Raw genomic sequence first — 19,993 nt, forward strand, 5'->3', positions numbered from 1 at the left:
AATGGAAGAGGTAAAAATATCTACTGAATTTATTAAACTTGACCAATTTTTAAAATGGACTGGGATATGTGATACTGGAGTAGATGCTAAATTTTATATAAATGAAGGAAATGTAAAAGTTAATGGAGAATTAGAGATAAGAAGAGGAAAAAAACTTTACCCTGGAGATAAAGTTGAGGCTGAGGGAAAAGTTTTCATAGTTAAATAGTAAGATATTGATTGGCCTGAGGTGAAAGGGTTGGAAATACTAGAGATAAATTATGTAAATTTTAGAAATCTTCAAGATGGAAATGTAAAATTTTTTCCAAAAATTAATCTTTTTTATGGAAAAAATGGTCAGGGAAAAACAAGTCTATTGGAAGCTTTGTATTTTAACTCTACAGGCAAAAGTTTCAGAACTACTAAAAGCAGTGAAATGATGAAATATGGGCATAAACGAACAGGAGTTTATATAGTTTACAAAGATAATATAGGAGAAAAAACCCTTACTGTAAAGTTCAATAATGAAGATAAAAAAGAATACAGCTACAATGGGAAGAGAGTACAGTATGATGAATTTTATGGAAAACTCAATGTAGTGACATATATTCCTGAAGACATAGTACTGATAACAGGTTCTCCTTCTGTCAGAAGGAATTTTTTTGATGGTGAAATAGCCCAGACTAGCAGTGAATATTTTCAAGAATTGAAAAATTTTAATAAGATCTTGAAAATAAGAAATAAATATCTTAAAGAAAAAAAACATAAAGAACCTGAATTTGCCATATATCAGGATGAGTTTATAAAATATGGAGCTAGAGTAATAGAAAAAAGAATGGAATATGTAAAAAAAATATCCATTATACTTAATCTTAATTATAGAAAACTTTTTGATGACAAAAAAGAATTGAGTATTCAATACCAGTGTCATCTTGGGAATACTAAAAAGATGAATCTGAAAGAAATAGAAGATACTCTCAGAAAAAGAACAGAGGAAAGATTAGCACAAGAATTAAGATATGGATTTTCGCTTTCAGGGCCACAAAAAGATGATTTTTTATTTTTTCTAAATTCTTATGAAGCTAAGTCAACAGCTTCACAGGGAGAGAAAAAATCAATTATTTTTTCTCTAAAACTTTCAGAGATAGATATGGTACTGAGAGAGAAAAAAGAGAGTCCAATACTTATAATTGATGATATATCTTCATATTTTGATTCTAATAGAAAAGATAGTATATTAAATTATCTGGAAAAGAGAAATATACAGGTATTTATAAGTTCTACAGGTGGACTTGGAATAAATACAGAAGATTTCTATGTAGAAAAAGGTGAGATCAGCTATGATAGAGATAGAAAACATAGGGAGAATGATAGAAAGGACAATTGAAAAGAGCAGAAGATTAAAAGAAGGAATTCTCAAAGCTCAATGGAAAAAGATAGCAGGAAAACTTTCTGAAAAAAGTCAGGTCCTTTATATAAGAGAGGATATACTTTATGTTGTTGTAGAAAATTCATCAGTACTTCATTTTATGGAGCTGAATAAAAAAAAATATATAAATAAAGTTAATGAAATATTAAATGGAAATATAATAAATAATATATTGTTTCGTATCTCTAAAATAAATGAAAATGAGATATATGATGATATGTATATAGATAATAATAATTTATCTGAAGAGGAAATTTTAGAGGATAGATGTTCAAATATAGATTTTAATGAAATGGACATATTTCAAAAAATAGAACATTTAAAGAAATCTGCTGAGAAAAAAGAACAAAGATTGATAAATGTGGGATATAGAAAGTGTCCAAAGTGTGGAACATATTTTAAAGGGAACGAAGATATGTGTAAAATATGTCGAGATAAAAAAAATAGAGGTTGAAATATGTATATTTATTTAGAGAATGAACTTGTAATACCAACAGAGAATATTATAATTATTATTGACTATATACATTTGAAAAATACCTGTAACAATGATTTTTATAACAATGAAATAAAAAATAAAAAATTAATAAATTTAGCTCTAGAAGAGGAGAAAAGTGTAGTAATAACTGATAGTGAAATATATATTACATCATATGCATTATCAACTCTAATGAGCAGAGGAAATGAGTATCTTAGAATAAGCGGAGGTAGTAATAGTAATGAGTAATAATTATCAAGCGGAAAATATTACAGTCCTTGAAGGACTGGAGGCTGTAAGAAAAAGGCCTGGAATGTATATAGGTACCACTTCTGAAAGAGGACTTCATCACTTGGTATGGGAAATTGTAGACAATGCTGTAGATGAGGCTCTTGCAGGATATTGTGATAAAATTATAGTAAATATACTTCCAGACAATATTATAGAAGTAATTGATAATGGAAGAGGGATACCAGTAGGGATTCATCCTAAATATAATAAATCAGCCCTTGAGATAGTACTTACTGTACTCCATGCAGGAGGAAAGTTTGAGAATGATAACTACAAAGTATCTGGAGGACTTCATGGAGTAGGGGTATCAGTAGTAAATGCTCTTTCACTATGGACAGATGTCACTGTAAAAACTGATGGAAAAATCTGGTATCAAAAATATAACAGAGGGATACCAGAAGAAGATGTAAAAGAAATTGGGGTAACAACAGATCATGGGACAGCAGTAAGATTTAAGGCTGATCATGAAATATTTGAAACTCTTATTTATGATTATAATACTTTAAAAAATAGATTAAAAGAGCTGGCTTACTTGAATAAGGGATTGGAAATACACCTTAGTGACAGCAGAAAAGAACCATATAAAAAAGAGGAATTTAAATTTGAGGGAGGTATAGTAGATTTTCTTAAGGAAATAACAGAGGATACCGAAAAACTTATACCAGAACCAATATATATGTCAGGAGAAGTAGATAATGTAACTGTAGACATTGCTTTTCTTTATACTGTAAATCAAGCAGAAGTTATATATTCTTTTGTTAATAATATTAATACTCATGAGGGAGGAACTCATGTAAGTGGATTCAGAACTGCTTTGACAAGAGTAATAAATGATGTAGGAAAAGCTCAAGGATATTTGAAAGAAAAAGATGGAAAATTACAAGGAAATGATATTAGAGAAGGAGTTACAGCAATTGTTTCAGTAAAAGTTCCTCAACCTCAGTTTGAAGGACAGACTAAAACGAAACTTGGAAACTCTGAAGTTACAGGTATAGTATCAACCTTAGTTGGAACTAATTTAAAAATAGTGTTAGAAGATAATCCTAATGATACAAAAATAATAATAGAAAAAATATTAAATTCTAAAAAGGCTAGAGAAGCAGCTCAAAAAGCTAGAGAACTTGTACTTAGAAAATCAGTTTTAGAAGTTGGTTCCCTTCCTGGTAAACTTGCTGACTGTTCATCTAAAAATCCAGATGAATGTGAAATATATATAGTTGAGGGAGATTCAGCAGGCGGGTCAGCAAAACAAGGAAGAGACAGATCACATCAAGCTATACTTCCATTGAGAGGTAAAATATTGAATGTGGAAAAGGCGGGACTTCATAAATCTCTTGAAAACAATGAAGTAAGAGCTATGATAACAGCCTTTGGTACAAGTATCGGAGATAGTTTTAATATAGAAAAATTAAGATATGGAAAGATAATTCTTATGACAGATGCTGATGTAGATGGTGCTCATATTAGAACTCTGCTTCTTACTTTTATATATAGATTTATGGTAGATCTTATTTATAATGGAAATGTGTATATTGCACAGCCACCTCTATATAAAATAACTACTGGTAAGCAGATAAGATATGCTTATACTGACAGAGAGCTTAAAGAAATAACTGATGTTTTTGAAGGAGATGACAGAAAATATACTCTTCAAAGATATAAAGGACTGGGAGAAATGAATCCTGAACAGCTTTGGGATACAACTATGAACCCTGATACAAGAACACTTCTACAGGTAACTATAGATGATGCAAGAGCAGCAGATATGCTGTTTGATAAGTTAATGGGAGATAAAGTAGATCCTAGAAGAGAATTTATAGAAGAGAATGCAGTATATGTAAAAAATCTTGATATCTAATAATATGTATACAAATAATAATAAAACATTAATTATTTAATTTTTTTTAGAATTAAAGATGAAATATGCATAAAATGCTCGAGAAGCTGAGAAATTTTAGGAGGATTAATAAATGTCAAATGTTAATAACAGATATATAGAAGACGAGATGAAAGAATCATATCTCGACTATTCCATGAGTGTAATTGTCAGTAGAGCACTTCCAGATGTAAGAGATGGAATGAAGCCAGTTCACAGGAGAATACTTTTTGCTATGAGTGAACTTGGAATGACTTATGATAAAGCATATAAAAAATCTGCCAGAATTGTTGGAGAAGTTCTAGGTAAATATCATCCCCATGGAGACTCAGCAGTATATGGAACAATGGTAAGAATGGCTCAGGATTTCAACTACAGATACTTACTTGTAGATGGTCATGGAAACTTTGGATCAATAGATGGGGATTCAGCAGCTGCTATGAGATATACAGAAGCAAGAATGGCAAAAATAAGTAATGAGCTTATAGATGATATAGATAAGAACACTATTGACTTTAGAAAGAACTTTGATGATTCATTGGATGAACCAACAGTTCTCCCAGCAAAACTGCCTAATTTACTTTTAAATGGAGCAACAGGAATAGCAGTAGGGATGGCTACAAATATTCCTCCTCACAATCTTGGAGAACTTGTAGATGGAATACTTGCTCTTATAGAAAATCCAGAACTTACTCCTTTGGAGCTTATGGAATATGTAAAAGGGCCAGACTTTCCTACTGGAGGAATAATTGATGGTCAAAAAGGTATCAGAGATGCCTATATGACTGGAAGAGGTAAAGTAAGAGTAAGAGGTAAAGTAGAAATAGAGGAGCATAAAAGTGGAAAGGCTTCTATTATTATAAAGGAAATTCCATATCAACTAAATAAGGCTACTCTCATTGAAAGAATAGCTGACCTTGTAAAAGATAAAAGAGTAACTGGAATAACAGATTTGAGAGATGAATCTGATAGACATGGTATAAGAGTAGTTATAGAGATTAAAAAAGGTGAAGAACCAGAACTTATATTAAATAAATTATATAAATATACAGAACTTCAAAATACATTTGGTATAATAATGCTGGCTCTTGTAAATAATGCACCAAGAGTGCTCAATCTTAAAGAAATACTTCATGAATATTTAAAACACAGATTTGAAGTAGTAACCAGAAGAACTAAATTTGATTTGGACAAGGCTGAAAAAAGAGCCCACATATTACAAGGTTACAAAATTGCTCTCGATAATATTGACAGAATAATTGAAATTATCAGAGGATCATCAGATGGAAATCAAGCCAGAGAGCTTCTGATAGAAAAATATGCTTTCTCTGATGTTCAAGCCAGAGCTATATTGGATATGAAATTACAAAGGCTTACAGGTTTAGAAAGAGGAAAAATTGATGCTGAACATGCTGAAATAGAAAAACATATAGCAGAATTGAGAGAAATACTTTCTGATGAGTCTAAGATATATGAAATAATCAAAGGGGAACTTCTTTATCTAAAAGAAAAATACAATGATAATAGAAGAACTCTCATTGAAAATGAGAGAATGGAAATACTTCCAGAAGATCTTATAAAGGATGAAAATGTAATACTTACTCTTACAAATAGAGGTTATGTAAAGAGAATGGAGGTAAGTAAGTATAAAGCTCAAAAAAGAGGTGGAAAAGGAGTAGCAAGCCAAAACACTATAGAAGATGATTTTGTTGAAAGTATAGAATCTGCTTCTAATTTAGATACTCTGATGATATTTACAAATCAAGGAAGAGTATTTAATATAAAAGTTTATGAAATTCCAGAGACTTCTAAGCAATCAAGAGGAAAGCTTATGAGTAACATCATCAGAACAAGAGAAGATGAGAAAATAAGAGCAGTCATTAAAACAAGGGATTTTTCTAAGGATAATGAAGTAGTATTTGTTACTAAAGAAGGACTTATTAAAAAGACTAATCTAAATGAATTTAAAAATATTAATAATTCTGGATTAAAAGCTATCAAATTAAAGGAAGATGATGATATAATATATGTAGGACTCATAGAGAAGATCGATCAGGAGCAGGTATTCATTGCAACAAAACAAGGATATTCTATCAGATTCAACAGTGATAATGTAAGACCTACTGGAAGAGATACTATGGGAGTTAAATCTATAACTTTAAGACCTGGAGATTCAATTGTATCAGCACTTCTGATTAAAGATGAAAATGGAAGTATTCTTACAGTAACAGAAAATGGATATGGTAAGAGAACAAGAATAGATGAATATCCATTACAGGCTAGATCAGGTAAGGGAGTAATAAATATAAGATGTAATGCTAAAACTGGAGCAGTTGTATCAGTACTTCCTGTAACTGAAGGAGAAGAATTAATGGCTATAACATCTTCTGGTATTGTTATCAGAATGCCTCTTGATACTATTGCACTTTATGGAAGAGCTACTCAGGGAGTAATCATAATGAAAGTTGATGGAGCTGAAAAAGTTGTATCAATAACTAGAGTACAGTCTGAAGAGGAAGAGGAAGAAACATCAGAATCTAATTCTGTAGAAACAGAAGATAACATAGAAGAAGCAGAAATAGTGGAATCAAAGGAAAAATAATATTTTAAAAATGGGGTGGTATATATGAGGAGAGCTTTACTATTATTTGGAAATGAAATGGAAAGAGATAATCTTATTGAAAGTGCAGTTTATTTACAAAACAGTTTAGGCTTTAAAATCATGCCTCTTTACATTAAGGATATGTCTAGAGACAAAATAATAGCTGCTTCTACAGATGGAATGATGATGAGTGGAAGATCACCTTTTATTATGCAAGGTTGGGCTGATATGGAGAAACAGGAGATAGAGGATATTGAAAAAATTCTTAAAGCAAAAGAAATTAAAAGTGAGCTTGAAGTAGATATTGGACTTGTTCCTGAAATAGTAACTGACAGAATGAAAAGCTGTGATACTCTTCTTATTGGAAAAAATGAAGCTATTACTGAAAGAATAGTAAGTATTTTAAAAGGAAATTATAAATCTATAATTTTTATAGGAGAAAAGCCTTTAAAAGGAATGGATAAAGTAATTGTTGCCAATGATGATGGAGTAAAAGTTAATAGAAGCTGTTATCAGTTTACTAGTCTTTTTCCAGAAGTTAAAGAATTTACTTCATTTATTATCAATAAAGAAATTGAAGAAAATCATTTGATAGAATATCTTGAAGGAAAAGGGAAGAGTGTAAAGCATGAAGTGCTCAATATAACAGATTATGATGATGTTCTCAAAAAAATAGATGAATATGATTTCTTTATAATGGGAAATCTGAGCAGAAGCTATTTCTTTGAAAAGATAATTGGAAAAAATGGTATAAAATTATTAGAAAAGAGTAAAACACCTATATTTATAGGATAGTTTTTAGATAGGAATAAATTATGAAAATATTAGTTATATCAGATTCACATGGAAGATTGGAAAAATTAATTTCTATTTATGAAAGGGAGAAACCTGACATGGTGATATGTGCAGGAGATTTCAGTGATGATGCTGAGGAACTTTCATATGTATTTCCAGAAAATACCTACCAAATAGTTAAAGGTAACTGCGATTATTATGATATGCAGAGAAGTGATGAGATGGTTATTGAGCTAGGGGGACATAAAGTCTTCCTAGCTCATGGTCATCATTACAAGGTAAAACTTGAGTATGAAACAATAGAAAAAAGAGGACGAGAACTAGGATGTGATGTAGTTATATTTGGTCATACACATAGACCATATCTTGAAAAAAAGAAAGAGATAACCCTTTTTAATCCTGGGGCTGTACTTGGAAATGATTACGGTATAATAAAAATAAATAAAGAAAGTATTGATTTTCTTCTAAAAAGAATTTAAAATAATTAGATATATAGGATATTTTTAGCCTTTGACGTAGGGAGGAAAAATGAAGGAAAAGGTAGCACAATTAAAGGAACAAGCACAATCTAGTATAGAGGGCGCTGCTTCTTTACAGGAGTTAGAAGAAATAAGAGTTAGATTGCTGGGAAAAAAAGGAGAATTAACAGAAATTTCTAAAGGTATGAAAACTCTTTCTCCAGAAGAAAGACCTGTTATTGGTCAACTGGTAAATGAAACTAGAGAATTTATCAGTTCAATGCTAGATGAAAAGAATGATCAATTAAAAGAAAAAGAAAAAAGAGCAAGATTAGAACAAGAAATTATTGATATTACACTTCCAGGTGAAGAGATTGAGTTAGGGACAAGTCACCCTATAACAGAAACAATGAATTTTATGAAAGATATATTTATTGAAATGGGATTTGATATTGCTGATGGACCTGAAGTAGAAAAAGTTGAATATAACTTTGATGCTTTAAACATCCCTGAAACTCATCCATCAAGAGATATTACAGATACTTTCTATATTTCAGATGATGTGATACTCAGAACACAAACATCACCAGTACAGGTAAGATATATGCTTAAACATAAACCACCTTTCAGAATGATATGCCCTGGAAAAGTTTACAGACCTGATTATGATGTGTCTCATACACCAATGTTCCACCAAATGGAAGGATTGATGATAGGTGAAAATATTTCTTTTGCTAATTTGAAAGGAATATTGACTCATTTTGTTAAAAAAGTTTTTGGTGAAACTGAAGTAAGATTTAGACCTCATTTCTTTCCATTCACAGAACCAAGTGCTGAAATGGATGTACAATGTGCTGTATGTAAAGGTAAGGGATGCAGAGTATGTAAAGACAGCGGTTGGCTGGAAATAATGGGATGCGGGATGGTAGACCCAGAGGTTTTAAAGGCAGTAGGTTATGATCCTAATGAAGTGAGTGGATTTGCTTTTGGAGTTGGAATAGAGAGAGTAACTATGCTGAGACACGGAATAGATGACCTTAGAGCATTTTTTGAAAATGATATAAGATTCTTAAAACAATTTAAATAATTCTGGAGGGAATAATGTTAATTTCTTTAGACTGGTTGAAACAGTATGTTGATATAAAAGAAGATATAAATCAGCTTGAAAATGCACTGACTATGATAGGTCAGGAAGTAGAAGCTATAGATGTTCAAGGTAAAGACCTTAACAATGTAGTTATAGGACAGATTGTAGAATATGGAAAACATCCAAATTCAGATAAATTGACTCTTTTAAAAGTAGATATAGGAGAGGAAGAAAAACTGCAAATAATCTGCGGAGCTCCAAATCATAAATTAGGAGATAAGGTAGTAGTGGCCAAGATTGGGGCTATACTTCCTGGAGATTTCAAGATTAAAAAAAGCAAAATAAGAGATATAGAGTCTTGTGGTATGCTTTGTTCACAAGTTGAATTAGGGATAGGAGAAGATAAGGATGGAATAGTAATTCTTCCTGAAGACGCTCCAATAGGAGAAGATTATAAAATATATGCTGGAATGGATGATATTATATTTGAACTTGAAATTACTCCAAATAGACCTGATTGCCTTTCACATATAGGAATAGCTAGAGAAGTGGCAGCTTACTATGGAAGAAAAGTAAAATATCCATCTTATGCTTTAAATGAAGTGATAGAATCTACAAATAACTATGCAAAAGTAAGAGTGGAAGATAAAGAAAGATGTAAAAGGTATATGGGAAGAGTTATAAAAAATGTAACTATTGGTGAATCTCCTGAATGGCTTAAGAAGAGAATAAGAGCAATGGGACTTAAACCAATTAATAATATAGTTGATGTAACAAACTTTGTTATGTTTGAGTATAATCAGCCTATGCATGCTTTTGATCTGGATAAATTAGAAAATAAAACTGTAGTAGTAAGAACTGCAGAGATAGGAGAAAAAATAACCACTTTAGATGGAGTAGATAGAGAACTTAATAATGGAGAACTGGTAATAGCTGATGAAGTAAAACCAATAGCTATTGCTGGTATCATTGGAGGTCAGGCTACTCAAATCGAATCTGAAACTAAAAATATATTCCTTGAGGTGGCTTATTTTACTCCCGAAAACATTAGAAAAACAACTAAAAAACTTGGAATTGTAACTGATTCTGGATATAGAAATGAAAGAGGTCTTGATATTGAAAATATCAGCGAAGTTATAGACAGAGCGGCAGCTCTTATGGCAGAAGTTGCTTCTGGGGAGGTTTTAAATGAGGTAATAGATAAATATATAGAAAAACCTCAAAAGTTTGAAATACCTTTAAACTTAAATAAATTAAATAACTTTATAGGCAAAAAGTTGGAGTTTGATCAAGTAGGAAAAATACTTACAAACCTTGGGTTAGGAATAAAAACTTTATCTCAGGATACTCTCATAGTTGCTCCACCTGCTTATAGACAGGATTTAACTAGATCAGAAGATTTATATGAAGAAATAATAAGAATGTATGGATTTGAAAATATAGAAGCTATAATGCCTGTGGAAAATATTGAATCTGGATTGAAGGATGTAAAAATATCAGTTGCTGATAACTTAAAAGAGATATTGAAAGAAATAGGTCTCCATGAAGTTATAAACTATACATTTATTCCTAAGGAAGCTTTGAATATTCTTAAAATAAGAGATAAAGTAATTGAAATAAGCAATCCATTAAGTGAAGATATGTCTATAGTAAGACCTACTTTAATATATAGTCTTCTTACAAATATCAGAGATAATATCAATAGAAATCAATTCAATCTAAGATTCTATGAAGTATCAAAAGTATTTACACCAGCAAGTGAATTAGCAAATGAGGATTTAAGAATCTGTATAGCAATAGCAGGAAAACCTGAAAGAACTTTATGGAATCCAAAACCTGAGTCATATAACTTTTACACTATAAAAGGATATGTGGAAAAACTTCTTGAATATACAGGTATCAGCAGGTATAAACTTGAAAGGAGTACAAAAGAAATTTTCCATCCAGGTAGAAGTGCTGATATTAGAATAGGAAATGATATTATTGGAACTTTTGGAGAGATTCATCCAGATATTCAGGAAGCTATGGATATAAAAAGAGAAAGAGTATATGTAGCTGATATAGATTTAGCTAGAGCATTAAAATATATGAAAAATGCTGTAAAATATGAAAGGGTAGTAAAGTATCCAGAAGTAACTAGAGATTTGGCCATCGTACTTGATAAAAATGTACTTGTAGGAAATATGATAGATGACTTGAAAAAAGTTTCTCTTTTAATAGAAAAAATAGATATATTTGATATTTATGAAGGAGAAAAAATAAATGCAGATAAAAAATCAGTAGCTATCAGCATAGTACTTAGAGACAAGAAAAAGACTCTTACTGAAAAAGATATAAATAATGTTATTGAAAAAGTGTTAAACACTATCTCGAAAAATTATAATGGAGAGATAAGACAATAAATATTTAGGAGGGTTAAGATGGATTCCTTAAAAGAGTTATTTAAGATAGGAAATGGTCCTTCAAGCTCACATACAATTGGACCAGAAAGAGCAGCAAAAAAATTTAAAGAAAGAACACCAAATGCAGCGAAATATGTAGTAGAGCTGTATGGATCTTTAGCTCTGACTGGAAAGGGACACCTTACTGATTGGATAATAGAAGAAACTTTAAAACCGATTGAAACTGAGATTGTATGGATGCCAGAAGTCGTTTATGACTATCACACTAATGGGATGAAATTTAAAGCTTTAGACAACAATGGAAATACAATAGATGAATGGATAGTCTTCTCAGTAGGTGGGGGAACTATCATGGAATTAGGGCAGGAAAGAAGAGGGCCTTCAAAAATTTATCCATATTCAAAGATGGATGATATCAAAAAATGGTGTGAAGAAGGAAAAAAAGAGTACTGGGAATATGTTGTAGAGCATGAAGGAGAAGAGATATTCACTTTTCTTCAAGAAATATGGGATGCAATGGAAGCAGCTGTTGAAAAAGGAATAGAAAAAACAGGTGTACTTCCTGGAACTCTAAAATTGTCTAGGAGAGCCCAAAGCTTTTATAGAAAAGCAAGAAATAACCATGGAAGAGGTGGATTTCTTGGAAGAATATTTGCATATACTCTTGCAGTATCAGAAGAAAATGGGGCTGGAGGAAGAGTTGTAACTGCCCCTACATGTGGAGCTTCTGGAATTATTCCAGGACTTTTATATGCACTTAGAGAAGAATATGACATATCTGAAAAAGAACTCCTTAAAGGGTTGGCGATAGCTGGTCTTATAGGAAATATAGTGAAAGAGAATGCCACTATATCAGGAGCTGAAGGAGGATGTCAGGCAGAAGTAGGAACAGCATGTGCAATGGCAGCAGGAATGGCATGTTTTCTTTTAGGAGGATCATTAGATCAAATTGAATATGCTTCTGAAATGGCATTGGAACACCATCTTGGACTTACTTGCGACCCAGTAGGAGGATATGTACAAATACCTTGTATAGAGAGAAATGCAGCAGCTTCAGCAAGAGCATTGGATTCTGCAGCATACAGTCTTTATACTGATGGAAAGCATACTATTTCTTTTGATCAAGTAGTTATAACTATGGGTGAGACTGGGAAAGACTTAAAGAGTGAATACAAGGAAACATCTTTAGGAGGACTTGCAAAATTTAGATTTAATGCTGAATGTTAAAATAGTTTTATAAGAATATATCAAGAGGCAGCCTCAAAAAATTGCAGAATTTTTTGAGCCGCCTCTTAAACTTTTTATAGAATATAGAGAAAAAATATAAAATTGAAAAGAAAGGAAAATGATATGAAATTAGTTGTAGGCCTTGGTAATCCAGGAGATAAATATGCTAAAACAAGGCATAATATAGGATTTGAAGTTATCAGTAGATTACAAAAAGACCTTAATATAACAGGGGAAAAGGATAAATTTCAGGGATTTCTTAGTGAGAAAAATATAGATGGAGAGAAAGTTCTTTTTCTAAAACCTCAGACTTTTATGAATCTTAGTGGAAATTCAATATCTGCTGTAGTAAATTTTTATAAAATAGATGTTAAAAATGATATGATTGTAATTTATGATGATATGGATCTTCCTGTTGGAAAATTGAGAGTAAAAGAGAGGGGAAGTTCAGGTGGACATAATGGAATAAAATCTATCATTTCTCATCTAGGTGATGAGTTTTTACGTATTAAATGTGGTATAGGAAAGAGTAAAGATAATACTATAGATTTTGTAACAGGTCAGTTTGATAAAAGTGAACAAGAAACTGTTGATAAAATGATTGAGAATGCATCTGATTGTGCTTTAGATTTAATAAGAGATGTTGAATTAGGCAGAATAATGCAGAAATATAACAAAAAGTAATAACTTATGATGGAAAAAAATAATGAAAACATATTGTTAAATAGATATAAATGTGGTAAACTGATTAGTAGAAATTAACTTTATGAAAGGAGATTCATATGAGATTTTTTGGTTTCAGAGGTGGAGTGCATCCGCCTGAAAATAAACTACAGACAGAAAATATGCCAGTAGAAAAACTAGCAGCACCAAAAATGTTGTATATTTCTTTATTACAGCATATAGGATCACCACTAGATCCAATAGTAGCTATTGGAGATAAAGTACTTAAAGGTCAGAAAATAGCTGACTCTCAAGCATTTTTAACATCTCCTATACATTCACCAGTAAGTGGTACAGTTAAAAAAATTGAAGAACATGTTTTTCCATTAATGGGAAGAATTAAAACTATCATGATTGAAAATGATGGGGAAGAGACTTGGGCAGAACTGCCTAAGATAGAAAATTGGGAAACAGCTGATAAGAAAGATTTATTAGCAATGATCAGAGAAAAAGGAGTTGTTGGTATTGGAGGGGCAAGTTTCCCTACTCATGTTAAACTTAATCCACCTGCTGATGTAAAGATTGACACTTTACTGTTAAATGGAGCAGAGTGTGAGCCTTATCTCAATTCTGACAACAGACTTATGCTTGAACATCCAGAAACTATAATTGAAGGTATTAAAATCATCAAAAAAGTTTTAGGAGTAGAGACAGCTATCATAGGTATTGAAGAAAATAAACCTGAAGCAATAGCTTCTATGAAGAAAGCTGCAGAAGGAACAGGAATAGAGATAGCTCCTTTAAAAACAAAATATCCTCAAGGAGGAGAGAAACAATTAATCAAAGCTGTTTTAGATAGAGAGGTTCCATCTGGAAAACTTCCATCAGCAGTAGGAGTAGTGGTTCAAAATACAGGAACAGCAGCTGCTATCTATGAAGGATTGGTAAATGGGACTCCTCTAATTGAAAAAGTTGTTACAGTTTCAGGAAAAGCAATAGCAAATCCTAAAAATATAAAAATAGCTATTGGAACACCTTTCTCTTATATTCTTGATAAATGTGGTATAAACAGAGATGCAATGGATAAATTAGTAATGGGTGGACCAATGATGGGAATGGCTCAATTCTCAGAAGAAGCTCCAGTGATCAAAGGAACTTCTGGTTTATTGGCTCTTACAAAAGAGGAAACAAACCCATATAAACCAAAGGCTTGTATAGGATGTGGAAAATGTATAGGGGCATGTCCAATGCTTCTTGAACCAATCATGTTTGCAAGACTTGCTGCTTTTGAACAATGGGAAGATATTGGAAAATACAACCTGATGGATTGTATTGAATGTGGATCGTGTGCTTACATATGTCCAGCTAACAGACCATTAACTGAAGCTATAAAGATTGGAAAATCAAAATTAAGAGCAATGAAAAAATAACATACAGTAAAGTTATTAAGTTATTAGGAGGGTACAAGTGACTAATATTTTGAAGATGGGGCCATCACCTCATATAAGAACATCAGAAACAGTTGAAAAAGTAATGTATGATGTAATAATATCTTTAATACCAGCATTTTTAGTTGCTGTATATGTTTTTGGAATAAGAGCATTTATAGTTACTTCAGTTGCTATATTATCATGTATTGTTACAGAGTTTGTTTGTCAGAAAATAATGAACCAGGATATTTCTGTATTTGACGGAAGTGCAATTCTTACAGGTATTCTGTTTTCTTTTGTTATACCAGTAAATATGTCTCTTATTTATGTAATTATTGGATCGATAGTTTCTATCGCTCTTGGTAAAATGGTATTTGGAGGACTTGGACATAATATATTTAACCCTGCGTTAGTAGGAAGAGCATTTGTTCAGGCTTCATGGCCAGTAGCTATTACTACTTTTGCACTAGATGGAAAAGCTGGAGCAACAGTCTTAGATGCTATGAAAAGAGGACTTCCATTAGATGGAGCTTTAATAGAAGGTGGAAATCAATATGTTCAAGCTTTTGTAGGTAGAATGGGTGGATGTTTAGGAGAAACTTCAGCTCTGGCTCTTCTTATAGGAGGAATATACCTTATTTATAGAGGGCAGATAGACTGGAAAATGCCTGCTTTAATAATAGGTACAGTATTTATTCTTACTTGGGCAATGGGAGGAGATCCTATAATGCATATCCTTTCAGGAGGATTATTCTTAGGAGCTTTCTATATGGCTACAGATATGGTAACAAGTCCATATACACCAAAAGGTAAAGTAATCTTTGCATTGGGATTAGGATTACTTATATCTCTGATCAGAATGAAAGGTGGTTATCCAGAAGGAGTTGCTTACTCTATCCTTATTATGAATGGATTTGTTCCTTTAATTAATAGATATACTGCACCTAAAAAATTTGGTGAGGTGAAGTCTAATGAAAAATAGATTTGTAAATTATGGAGCAGTATTATTGATAATAGCTGCTGTATCAGCTGGAATATTAGCTATGGTAAATGATTTTACTAAAACAGTAATAAGAGATAACGAAATTGCAGCTGTAAACTCAGCAAGAAAAAATGTTCTTTCTTCTGCTGAAACTTTTAAAGAAGCAGAGGTTATAAATGCAGGTGGACTGGAGTTTATACCTGGATTTAATACAGCTGGGGAGCTTACAGGATATGTTGTATCTGTTTCTGAAAATGGATATGCAGGTGCTATTAATTTTGTTTTGGGTATTGAAAAAGATGGTAAAATCGCAGGATTGGATATTATAGGAAGTCAAGAGACTCCAGGATTGGGGGCTAAAATCATGGATAAACCATGGCAAGCTATCTGGGCAGGAAGAGATTCATCATATGTCTTTAATAAATCTACAGATGCATTTGCAGGGGCTACTATATCTCCAACAGCAGTTTATACTGGAATGATGAGAGCTTTGACAGTATATGACAAAGAGGTGAGAAAATAGTGGAGAAAAAGAACTTTGGAAAAATATTCTTTGAAGGAATATTTACAGGAAATCCTGTATTTATTCTTCTGTTAGGATTATGTCCTACACTTGGAGTTACAAGTTCAGCAATAAATGGAATGTCAATGGGACTTGCAACCATGGCAGTTCTTGCTTGTTCAAATGTTTTAATTTCAGCATTTAAGAAATTAATACCTGATCAAGTTAGAATCCCAGCATTTATTATGATTATAGCATCATTGGTTACAATTGTTGAAATGGTTATGAAAGCGTATACTCCTGATCTTTATAAAGTATTGGGATTATTTATTCCTCTTATAGTTGTTAACTGTATAGTATTGGGAAGAGCAGAAAGCTTTGCTTCAAAAAATGGTGTATTTGCATCTTTAGTTGATGGAGTAGGAACAGGTCTTGGATTTACTTTATCACTTGCTTTATTAGGTGCTATAAGAGAGATTCTTGGTAATGGATCTGTATTTGGTATCAATTTTGCTCCTGCAAGCTTTACTCCTGCACTTATATTTATACTTGCACCTGGAGCTTTCCTTACAATTGGATGTATCATAGCAACTCTTAACTATTTAAAGTTAAAAAAGAGTAAGGAGGGATAGAAAGTGACTTTTGGAAGTATTTTTAGTATTATAGTAGGTTCTATATTTATAAATAACGTTATCTTTGCTAAGTTTTTAGGTTGTTGTCCTTTCATGGGGGTATCTAAAAAGATAGATGCTTCATTGGGAATGGGGATGGCAGTAACTTTCGTTATTACATTGGCTTCAGGAATAACTTGGCTTGTATATCATTTTCTTCTTGTACCATTTGAATTAGAATATCTGCAAACTATTGCATTTATACTTATTATAGCTTCATTGGTACAATTTGTTGAAATGGCTATTGCTAAGACTTCACCAAGCCTTTATAAAGCTCTTGGAGTATTTCTTCCTCTTATCACAACTAACTGTGCTGTACTAGGGGTAGCAATCATTAATATTCAAGAAGGATATAATTTTATTCAAACATTAGTAAATGGATTTTCTGTTGCAGTAGGATTTTCTCTAGCATTAGTATTACTTGCTGGTATCAGAGAAAGAATAGAATACTCAGCTATTCCAGCACCATTTAAAGGAGTGCCAATTGCATTTATCTCAGCTGGTCTTCTTGCAATGGCGTTTATGGGATTTAGTGGAATGCAAATATAAATATTTTGGAGGTTAATATGAACGCAGTAATAATGCCTGTGTTGGTTTTAGGACTAACAGGTCTTGCTATGGGGTTGTTCTTGGCCTTTGCTTCAAAGAAATTTGAAGTTGAAGTGGACCCAAAAATAGAACAAATAATGGCTATTCTTCCTGGTGCAAACTGTGGAGGGTGTGGATTCCCTGGATGTGCTGGATATGCATCAGCAGTTGTAAATGAAGGTGCAGGAATGTCATTATGTGCTCCTGGAGGAGCTGCTCTAGCTGAAGGAATCGGAAAGATTATGGGAGCTACAGTAGAAGTATCAGATGAAAAAATGGTTGCTAAAGTATTATGCCAAGGAGATAATACAAGAACTACTAAAATATATGAATTTGATGGAGTACTTCAAACTTGTGCTGCAATGATGCTTTATGCAGGTGGAGATAAGTCATGTGTTTATTCATGTCTAGGACATGGAGACTGTGAAAGAGTATGTCCAGTGGATGCAATTAAAGTAAATGATAAAGGAATTGCTGAAGTAAATGAAGATAAATGTATTTCTTGTGGATTATGCCAAAAAGCATGTCCTAAGAAAGTTATCTCTATGCTTCCCCAAAATAAAAAAGTTACAGTACTTTGCTCTTCTAAAGAGAAAGGTGCTACTGCAAGAAAAGCTTGTTCAACTGCTTGTATAGCATGTGGATTATGTAAAAAAGCATGTCCAGTAGATGCTATTACAGTTGAAAATAATCTTGCTAAAATAGATCCAGCAAAATGTATCCAATGTGGTCTATGTGCTGCTAAATGTCCTACAAACGCAATTAAAAGTGAGATAAAGGAAGTTAAAAAAGCTGAAATCATAGAAGAAAAATGTGTTGGATGTACTTTATGTGCCAAGGTTTGTCCAGTAGGAGCTGTAGAGGGAGAACTTAAAGCTAAACATAAAATAGATCAAGAAAAATGCATAGGATGCGGATTATGTTTTGATAAGTGTAAATTAAAAGCTATCAAAATGAATGTAATTGAAAGAAGAGATTAATTGTATATAGACAATAATAAAATAAAGACACTCATATTCTACTGGGTGTCTTTTTTATTGCAGTTATTCAATCAATACCTTAATTTCATAAGGAATATCTTTTTTTGATTTTATATTTGTATCTTCTGGATTAAAAATAATATTAGCATATTCTCCTATTATTTTAAATTATATATTTACTCAAGGAATAAAAAAATTGACAGTTATAATAAAAAATGATATTTTTTAATAAAGAAGTAATTGCCTTAAAATTTAAAATTAAAGAATATTTAAGAAAAAATAAAATTATGATTTTATAAATAAAAATTACTTTCTTCATATAATCTGGGAGGTAAAATGGAGAAAAATATTATATTTAGAAATAAGATTTTTTTTTCTATAGGATTAATTATCACAGTATTAGGCAACATAACTTTTAATTTTTCCACCAATTTATACCTCTTGGAAAAAACAGAAAAAGGGATAGTCTTAGCAACAAATATATCTTTTTCAATTTTACCTTTAATAATATCAGCTCCAATTATGGGAAAAATTATTGATAAGATTCAAGAAAAGAAAAAAGTAATACTTTTCAGTAATTTCAGTAATTTATTGTTAATGGCTACTATGTTTATTTTATGGGACAAAATAAACACAGTTTATATGATATATATAGGAATATTATTAAATAATTTTTTTTCTTTTTTAATATATTTAACATTTAAAGCTTCAAAACCACAGTTATTTCCTAGAGAATGGCTGATAAAAGCTAATTCTATTTCTTCTGCAATTGATTCAATTTGTGGAGTATTGTCACCAATAATAGGAGGATTTTTATATTCTATTTTAAAAATACAATCTATTTTAGAGTTAAACATAATATGTATAATAATAGCTATTTTGACTAATACACTATTAGTTTTTGAAAATAAGACACTTAATGAAAATTATACAGTTAAGGAATATAAAATTGAAGATATAGATATTTTAAAATTGATTGTAATTATAGGAATAATATTTAATATAGGATATGGATTATCATTTTCAGTTACAATTCCATATATAATAAATAAAGTTTTTCAATTAAACAGCAGATTATATGGAGTTATTCAAAGCTTTTTTTATATAGGAATGATAATGGGAGCTATTTTGTTTGCTGCTGGAATAAAGGAGGTTACGCTAAGACAATTCTATGGAATATTTTATAGATTAAGCATAATATTTATACTGTTTTTTTTACCTTTACTTGTCAGCTTTAATTCAAATATAAATATAGTTATTTATATAACAGCAATGATCCTCTTTGGAATAGAAGCATCTTGCTTTGATATTTATTTAATGACATTTGTACAGAAAAAAATATCAGAGAATATTATTGGAAAATATTTAGGAATTTTCATAAGTATAAGTAAAATGTTTTTTTTAATGAGTATATTTATTTCAGGAATAATAATTGATTATATATCTTACAAAATAATTTTTATAATAGGAATAATTTTATTTGTTATCAGTGGTATTATAATAGAATTAGTAAATAAAGATTATAAAAATTAAAAAACAACCCAGCTCCTTAA

General features: G+C 31.2%; 19 protein-coding genes. All 19 read left to right on the top strand.

The genetic code is table 11. The features are described 5' to 3' along the window. Position 1 precedes the first annotated feature (1 nt). Positions 2 to 208, top strand: coding sequence for a S4 domain-containing protein YaaA (gene yaaA, locus E6771_RS03780; RefSeq protein WP_316089768.1), 207 nt, complete (start codon positions 2 to 4; stop codon positions 206 to 208). Positions 209 to 238: 30 nt separating this feature from the next. After that, on the top strand, positions 239 to 1,366 hold the full coding sequence (recF, locus tag E6771_RS03785) for a DNA replication/repair protein RecF (protein ID WP_316089769.1): 1,128 nt from the start codon (positions 239 to 241) through the stop codon (positions 1,364 to 1,366). Continuing rightward, positions 1,320 to 1,862 carry a DciA family protein gene (locus E6771_RS03790; protein ID WP_316089770.1) on the top strand — a complete coding sequence of 181 codons (543 nt, stop codon included), beginning with the start codon at positions 1,320 to 1,322 and terminating at the stop codon, positions 1,860 to 1,862. Before recF ends, E6771_RS03790 begins: the two co-directional genes overlap by 47 nt. A 3-nt stretch (positions 1,863 to 1,865) precedes the next feature. Continuing rightward, the gene (remB, locus tag E6771_RS03795) at positions 1,866 to 2,135 is read left to right on the top strand and encodes an extracellular matrix regulator RemB (RefSeq protein ID WP_316089772.1); all 270 of its coding nucleotides are present in this window, start codon (positions 1,866 to 1,868) and stop codon (positions 2,133 to 2,135) included. Continuing rightward, positions 2,128 to 4,035: a DNA topoisomerase (ATP-hydrolyzing) subunit B gene (gene gyrB, locus E6771_RS03800; RefSeq protein ID WP_316089773.1), complete on the top strand. Its 1,908-nt coding sequence runs from the start codon at positions 2,128 to 2,130 to the stop codon at positions 4,033 to 4,035. Before remB ends, gyrB begins: the two co-directional genes overlap by 8 nt. A gap of 112 nt (positions 4,036 to 4,147) precedes the next feature. Then, entirely contained in the window at positions 4,148 to 6,655 is a 2,508-nt protein-coding gene (gyrA, locus tag E6771_RS03805; RefSeq protein ID WP_316089774.1) for a DNA gyrase subunit A, read from the top strand. Positions 6,656 to 6,679: 24 nt separating this feature from the next. Continuing rightward, positions 6,680 to 7,450 (top strand): hypothetical protein, encoded by a 771-nt coding sequence (locus E6771_RS03810; RefSeq protein WP_316089775.1) that lies wholly within the window; start codon positions 6,680 to 6,682, stop codon positions 7,448 to 7,450. A 20-nt stretch (positions 7,451 to 7,470) separates the two neighbouring features. After that, entirely contained in the window at positions 7,471 to 7,929 is a 459-nt protein-coding gene (locus tag E6771_RS03815; protein ID WP_316089776.1) for a metallophosphoesterase, read from the top strand. 49 nt (positions 7,930 to 7,978) lie between these two features. Then, positions 7,979 to 8,995 carry a phenylalanine--tRNA ligase subunit alpha gene (pheS, locus tag E6771_RS03820; RefSeq protein ID WP_316089777.1) on the top strand — a complete coding sequence of 339 codons (1,017 nt, stop codon included), beginning with the start codon at positions 7,979 to 7,981 and terminating at the stop codon, positions 8,993 to 8,995. 14 nt (positions 8,996 to 9,009) lie between these two features. After that, positions 9,010 to 11,397 carry a phenylalanine--tRNA ligase subunit beta gene (gene pheT, locus E6771_RS03825; protein WP_316089778.1) on the top strand — a complete coding sequence of 796 codons (2,388 nt, stop codon included), beginning with the start codon at positions 9,010 to 9,012 and terminating at the stop codon, positions 11,395 to 11,397. Positions 11,398 to 11,415: 18 nt separating this feature from the next. Then, on the top strand, positions 11,416 to 12,624 hold the full coding sequence (locus E6771_RS03830; protein WP_316089779.1) for an L-serine ammonia-lyase, iron-sulfur-dependent, subunit alpha: 1,209 nt from the start codon (positions 11,416 to 11,418) through the stop codon (positions 12,622 to 12,624). 123 nt (positions 12,625 to 12,747) lie between these two features. Next, positions 12,748 to 13,308 (top strand): aminoacyl-tRNA hydrolase, encoded by a 561-nt coding sequence (pth, locus tag E6771_RS03835; RefSeq protein WP_316089780.1) that lies wholly within the window; start codon positions 12,748 to 12,750, stop codon positions 13,306 to 13,308. Positions 13,309 to 13,406: 98 nt separating this feature from the next. Next, complete coding sequence (gene rsxC / locus E6771_RS03840) at positions 13,407 to 14,717, top strand: electron transport complex subunit RsxC (RefSeq protein ID WP_316089781.1); 1,311 nt, start codon at positions 13,407 to 13,409, stop codon at positions 14,715 to 14,717. A 37-nt stretch (positions 14,718 to 14,754) separates the two neighbouring features. Then, positions 14,755 to 15,699: an RnfABCDGE type electron transport complex subunit D gene (locus tag E6771_RS03845; RefSeq protein ID WP_316089782.1), complete on the top strand. Its 945-nt coding sequence runs from the start codon at positions 14,755 to 14,757 to the stop codon at positions 15,697 to 15,699. After that, a complete protein-coding gene (locus tag E6771_RS03850; RefSeq protein WP_316089783.1) occupies positions 15,689 to 16,222 on the top strand; it encodes an RnfABCDGE type electron transport complex subunit G in 534 nt (177 codons plus the stop codon). Before E6771_RS03845 ends, E6771_RS03850 begins: the two co-directional genes overlap by 11 nt. After that, positions 16,222 to 16,833: an electron transport complex subunit E gene (locus E6771_RS03855; RefSeq protein WP_316089784.1), complete on the top strand. Its 612-nt coding sequence runs from the start codon at positions 16,222 to 16,224 to the stop codon at positions 16,831 to 16,833. The genes E6771_RS03850 and E6771_RS03855 overlap by 1 nt, the downstream gene beginning before the upstream one ends. A 3-nt stretch (positions 16,834 to 16,836) precedes the next feature. After that, positions 16,837 to 17,421: an electron transport complex subunit RsxA gene (gene rsxA, locus E6771_RS03860; RefSeq protein WP_316089785.1), complete on the top strand. Its 585-nt coding sequence runs from the start codon at positions 16,837 to 16,839 to the stop codon at positions 17,419 to 17,421. Positions 17,422 to 17,438: 17 nt separating this feature from the next. Beyond that, entirely contained in the window at positions 17,439 to 18,440 is a 1,002-nt protein-coding gene (locus E6771_RS03865; RefSeq protein WP_316089786.1) for an RnfABCDGE type electron transport complex subunit B, read from the top strand. A 336-nt stretch (positions 18,441 to 18,776) separates the two neighbouring features. Next, on the top strand, positions 18,777 to 19,973 hold the full coding sequence (locus tag E6771_RS03870; protein ID WP_316089787.1) for an MFS transporter: 1,197 nt from the start codon (positions 18,777 to 18,779) through the stop codon (positions 19,971 to 19,973). Positions 19,974 to 19,993 lie beyond the last annotated feature (20 nt).

Origin of the sequence: Fusobacterium sp., assembly GCF_032477075.1 — a bacterium.
Taxonomy (GTDB): Bacteria; Fusobacteriota; Fusobacteriia; order Fusobacteriales; family Fusobacteriaceae; genus Fusobacterium_A.